Annotated in this window: 3 protein-coding genes; 1 reads left to right on the plus strand and 2 read right to left on the minus strand. The window is 70.6% G+C overall.

Going from position 1 to position 5559, the window contains the following annotated elements; all coding sequences use genetic code 11:
* Nucleotides 1-40 precede the first annotated feature (40 nt).
* Together VFZ20_RS05545 and guaA are read right to left on the minus strand one after the other, a co-directional pair.
* A complete protein-coding gene (locus tag VFZ20_RS05545) occupies nucleotides 41-1822 on the minus strand; it encodes a DUF885 domain-containing protein (RefSeq protein WP_329682842.1) in 1782 nt (593 codons plus the stop codon).
* Between the two features lie 634 nt (nucleotides 1823-2456).
* Nucleotides 2457-4094 (minus strand): glutamine-hydrolyzing GMP synthase, encoded by a 1638-nt coding sequence (gene guaA, locus VFZ20_RS05550; RefSeq protein WP_414682925.1) that lies wholly within the window; start codon nucleotides 4092-4094, stop codon nucleotides 2457-2459.
* A 384-nt stretch (nucleotides 4095-4478) separates the two neighbouring features.
* Here guaA and VFZ20_RS05555 point away from each other — a divergent pair.
* The coding region (locus tag VFZ20_RS05555; protein ID WP_329682844.1) for a putative glycoside hydrolase at nucleotides 4479-5559 on the plus strand (1081 nt) is incomplete at its 3' end.

Consider the following 5559-nt stretch of genomic DNA (forward strand, 5'->3'; position numbering starts at 1 on the left):
CTCTCGCACTCTCGCACTCTCGCACTCTCGCACTAACGCACTAACGCACTTCCCGCCCCCGCTCCGCCGCGATCCACGCGCGCACGTTCGTCTCCAGCACCGTCAGCGGGACGGAGCCGCTGCCCAGGACCACGTCGTGAAAGCGGCGCAGGTCGAAGCGATCGCCCAGCGCGGCCTGCGCCTCGGCCCGCAGCTCGCTGATCTTGAGCTGCCCCATCTTGTATCCCAGCGCCTGGCCCGGCCACGCGATGTAGCGATCCACCTCGTTGGTGATGTTGAGCAGCGTGAGCGCGCTGTTCTCCGCCATGAAGTCGATGGCCTGCTGCCGCGTCCACCCCTTCCAGTGCATTCCCGTGTCGACGACCAGGCGGCAGGCGCGCCACATGTCGTACGACAGCTGGCCAAATCGGCTGTACGGGTCCTGGTAGAAGCCCACGTCGTACCCCAGCCGCTCCGCGTACAGCCCCCAGCCCTCCACGAACGCCGTGAAGCTGGTGAAGCGGCGGAACGTGGGCATCCCCTCCAGCTCCTGCTGCAGGGCGATCTGCAGGTGGTGGCCGGGGACGGCCTCGTGGAACGAGAGCGCCTCGATCTCGTACGTGGGCCGGCTGGGCAGGTCGTACGTGTTCACCCAGTACGTGCCGCTGCGGGTGCCGTCGCCGGACGGACGCGAGTAGTACGCCGTCGTCGTGCGCGGGGCGATGAAGTCGGGGATGGCGCGAATGCCGTACGACATGCGCGGCAGCCGGCCGAACAATCGCGGCAGCTCGCCGTCCATCCGCTTGAGGACGAGCGACGTGCGCTCCATCAGCGCCTCGGGTGTCTGCACGTAGAAGCGCGGGTCCGTGCGCAGGAACTGGATGAACTCGGGGAACGTGCCCGTAAAGCCCGTGGCGCGGATGAGCGAGTCCATCTGCGCGCGGATGCGGGCCACCTCGCGCAGCCCCGTCTCGTGCACCTGGTCCGGCGTCACGTCCAGCGTGGTGTAGCTGCGCACCCGCTGGGCGTAGATGGCGCGGCCGTTGGGCAGCTCCGACGCGCCGATCCCCGCGCGCGCCGCCGGCACGTACTCGCGCTGGATGAACTGCAGGAAGTCGCGGTAGCCGGGGACGACGCTCTCCTCCACGGCCGCGCGCCCCGCCGCCGCCAGCCGCGCGCGCTCCGCCTCGGGCACCCCGGCGGGAAAGGCGGTGAACGGCTTGTACAGCAGGCTTTGCGTGGGGTCGGCGACAAGGTGCGGCTCCAGCATGCCCTCGATCCCCTCCAGCGACACGCGCGGCAGCACCATCCCGCGGCGAATGCCCTCGCGCATGAGCTCCACGTGCTGCCCCACCCAGGGCCGGAACGCGCGCAGCCGGGCGATGTAGCTCTCGTAGTCCGCCACCGTCTGCAGCGGCACGTTGTCGGGCAGCTGCGGAAAGAAGGTGTGGAACCCTTCCCGGTTGGTGATGGGGATGAGGTGCAGCCCCAGCTCGAACTCCTCGATGCTCTCGGCCTTGCCGCGCTCGAAGATGTCGTAGTTGACGCGGTCCTGCGGCGAGAGCGAGTCGCGCGGGATGGCGCGCAGGCGCTGCAGAAAGCGGCGGTTCTCCGCCGTCTGCCGCTCGATGTCCGCCAGCCCCGTGGCGTCGAGCGCGTCGCGGCCGCGCGGGTCGCCCAGCGACGTGGCGAAGAGCGGGCTTTCGCGCACCCGCCAGTCCCACTCCTCCGCGAAGAGCTGCTGCAGCCGCTCCGACGCGTCCTGCTGCGCGGCGGCGGGAAGCGCCAGGGCCAGGGCGGCCAGCACGGGAACCAGTCGGCGGACGCGGATGATCGTCGGCACGGGATGCGAAGGAGTCGGGGGGATGGATGCGGATCGGCCGGCGGGAACGGCGACAGCGTAGGTCGCGCGGGCGCCGGACGCAATCCGCGGGCGGGGTGACGAGCCCACGACGGAGCGGCTGAAGCCGCCGCAACGACTGCGGAAAGCCTCACAAACTGCGTGAGGCTTCAACGGCTCCCGGGGCGGCCCACGTGCACACCGGACGACCGCCACTGGGGCAGTCCGCGAAGGCGGACTTCGCGCCTTTCCAGCGGCGAATTCATTCGCTCCGGCTGGGGCGCGGCGGGAGGCGCTGTCGCGAATCGGGCCCAGATGCGCGGCGCCGTCCCCGCCCCGGAGCGGCTGAAGCCGCCGCTACGACAGCGGAAAGCCCCGCCCTGACGACGCTTCGCGTCGCCCGGCGGGGCTTCACCTGCTCCGGCGGTCACCTCCGTGCGGGATGCCGGCGTTCCGCCCGCGCGATGCCGGCAAATCCACGCGGCACTCGCCCGTGCCGGACCCGTCGGCGCAGGCCGACATCACGCTTCCGGTGCCGCGACTTCAGTCGCCGGGTCTGGGGCCCGGCGTGCGTGCGCTCATCCGCCCGTGCGGAATCCCACTCCCGCACTCCCGCACTTCCGCACTCACGCACTTCCTACTCCCACTCGATCGTGGCCGGGGGCTTGGAGCTGATGTCGTAGACCACGCGGTTGATCCCGTTCACCTCGTTGATGATGCGCGTGGAGATGCGCGCCAGCACGTCGTGGGGGAACGGGTACCAGTCCGCCGTCATGCCGTCGCGGCTGGTGACGGCGCGAAGGGCGCACACGTTCTCGTACGTCCGCTCGTCGCCCATCACGCCCACGCTGCGCACGGGGAGCAGCACGGCGAACGCCTGCCAGATGTCGTCGTACAGCCCCGCCGCGCGAATCTCCTCCAGGTAGATCACGTCCGCCTGGCGCAGCACGGCCAGCTCGCGCTCGTCCACCGCGCCCAGCACGCGGATGGCCAGCCCCGGTCCGGGGAACGGGTGGCGGCCCACCATCTCCTCCGGCAGCCCCAGCTCGCGCCCCACCTGCCGCACCTCGTCCTTGAACAGCTCGCGCAGCGGCTCGATCAGGCCGAACTTCATGTCCTCCTTGAGCCCGCCCACGTTGTGGTGCGTCTTGATGGTGGCCGATGGCCCCTTCACGCTCAGCGACTCGATGACGTCCGGGTACAGCGTGCCCTGGACGAGGAACCGGGCGTCCGCGCCGATGCGGTCCGACGCGTCCTCGAACACGTCGATGAACGTGTTGCCGATGATCTTGCGCTTCTTCTCGGGATCCTCGACGCCCTTGAGCCGCTCCAGGAACAGCGCGGACGCGTCCACCACCTCCAGGCGGATGCCCAGGTGCGCCCGGAACGTCCGCTCGACGGATTCACGCTCCCCCTGCCGCAGCAGCCCCGTATCGACGAAGATGCACGTCAGCTGGTCGCCGATGGCGCGGTGGACGAGCGACGCCGCCACGGACGAGTCCACGCCGCCGGAGAGGCCGCAGATGACCTGCGCGTCGCCCACCTGCGCGCGGATCTTGGTGATCTCGTTCTCGATGTACGACCCCGCCGTCCACGTGGGCTCACAGCCGCACACGCGAAAGACGAAGTTGCCGATCATGTCGGCGCCGCGGACGGTGTGCGCCACCTCCAGGTGGAACTGCACGCCGTAGATGGGCCGGTCCTCCGCCGCGAAGGCCGCCCACGGCAGCCCCTCGGTGGACGCCAGGCGGCGGTAGCCCGGCGGGGGCTGCACCACGTGGTCGCCGTGGCTCATCCACACCTGCGTGCGCTCGCCGGGGGTGAACCCGTCAAAGAGGCCGCTGGGCTCGTCCACCGTCACGTGCGCGCGGCCGTACTCGCGCCGCCCGCGTTCGACGACGCCGCCTTCCAGGAAGGTGATGAGCTGCATCCCGTAGCACACGCCCAGCACGGGAATGCCCATCCGCAGCAGCTCCGGGTCCGCCGTGGGCACGTCCTCGCCGTAGACGCTGGAGGGACCGCCGGAAAGGATGATGCCCTTGGGCTGCCACTCGCGGATCCACTCCAGCGAGCGCGTATGCGGCTGAATCTCGCAGTACACGCGCTCCTCGCGGATGCGCCGCGCGATGAGCTGCGTGAACTGCGAGCCGTAGTCGATGATGAGGATGCGATTGGGATCCACTGCCGCGCCTAGCTCCGTCCAGGGGGAGGTCAGAAGCGCGGCAATGTACGCGCGCGCGCCGCACGCGGGAAGATGCGCCGCGCCGATGTCCATCCGCCGACACGCACCCGGCCGGCTTCGTCCCGCGAGGCGACGCGTGGCCGAGATGTCCGCCGCGCCAGGCCCTCCGGGCGGAGTGAGCAAACCTGCGACAAGCCCCTCCCGCGCCGCCACGAAGACGCTTATTTTGCGCGTCAGCGGTCCCGGCGTTCGCGCGGCGAAGAACACCCGCTCCGAGCGTCCGGATCCGCACTCGGCGGCACCCTTTCTGCGGTGCCGGCTTTTCGGCGAAAAGGAACAATCGTCTGCCCGCCGGGCCGCACCCGCGCCGCCTTTCCGGCCGACCCAAAGGTCTCCTGCTCAGCCGTCGATCTCCTCGCGGTGGACCGTCCTTGGTCCCTCGCCCGCAGTCGCAGTCCTCAGCCTTGTGGGTTCATCATGCTGTCCGTGGGTCGCCGTACGCTCGCGTCGTTCCTTGCCTGCGCGCTGGTCGCGGGCACCGTCTCGTGTGATTCCATCGAGAAAGAAGCGCGGCGCGAGCTGCGCCTCACGTCGCAGCTGGCGGCCGAGGAGCGGCCCGACGGCGCGGCCCCGGCACCAGCCGAGCGCCCCGCGCCGCCGCGTCCGCGCGACCAGGCGCCGCCCATCATCCGCGGCATCTACGTGAGCGCGTACGCCATCGGCAGCCCCGTCAAGCGCGCGGAGCTGCTGGCCCTGGCAGACTCGACGGAGATCAACACCTTCGTCGTGGACGTCAAGGACGAGGACGGCGTGCGGCACCCCAGCCAGGTGGCCGTGGCGCGGCAGGCGGCCCACGAGCGCAGCATCCCCGTGCGCGACCTCAAGGGTATCGTCGACACGCTGCGGGCGCACGGCATCTACCCCATCGCCCGCGTGGTGGTGTTCAAGGACCCGCGCCTGTCGCGGCTCAAGCCCGAGTGGTCCATCCGCAACCCGGACGGCACCATCTGGCGCGACAAGCAGGGCCTGAGCTGGGTGAGCCCGTGGGACCGCAACGTGTGGGAGATGAACATCGCCGTGGCCGAGGAGGCGGTGCGCGCCGGGTTCCGCGAGATCCAGTTCGACTACGTGCGCTTCCCGGAGCAGTACAAGAGCCTGCCCACGCAGGTGCACCCCGCGGCGGATTCGGCCGGCAACCGCACGGATGCCATCGCCGGGTTCCTGGCGGCGGCCCGCGCGCGGCTGCACCCGCTGGGCGCCACCGTCACGGCGGACGTGTTCGGCCTGTCGATGAACGAGTCGCGCGACGTGGGCATCGGCCAGCAGTGGGAGCGCATCTCGGCGCTGACGGACGGCATTCTCCCGATGGTGTACCCGTCGCACTACTTTCCCACGCACCTAGCCGGCATCCACCGTCCCAACCGCATGCCGTACGAGACGGTGCACACGTCCGTGGGCATGGGCGTGATCCGCGCGGACCGCATGCGCGCGGCGGGGGTGGAGCCTGCGCGTATCGTCCCCTGGCTGCAGGCGTTCACGGCCACGTGGAACGACCGCG

This window comes from Longimicrobium sp., from assembly GCF_036280135.1.
GTDB lineage: Bacteria > Gemmatimonadota > Gemmatimonadetes > Longimicrobiales > Longimicrobiaceae > Longimicrobium.

Excerpts from the sequence above, each read along its gene's own strand:
- guaA (WP_414682925.1), bottom strand. The coding sequence starts at position 4,094 with ATGGACATCGGCGCGGCGCATCTTCCCGCGTGCGGCGCGCGCGCGTAC.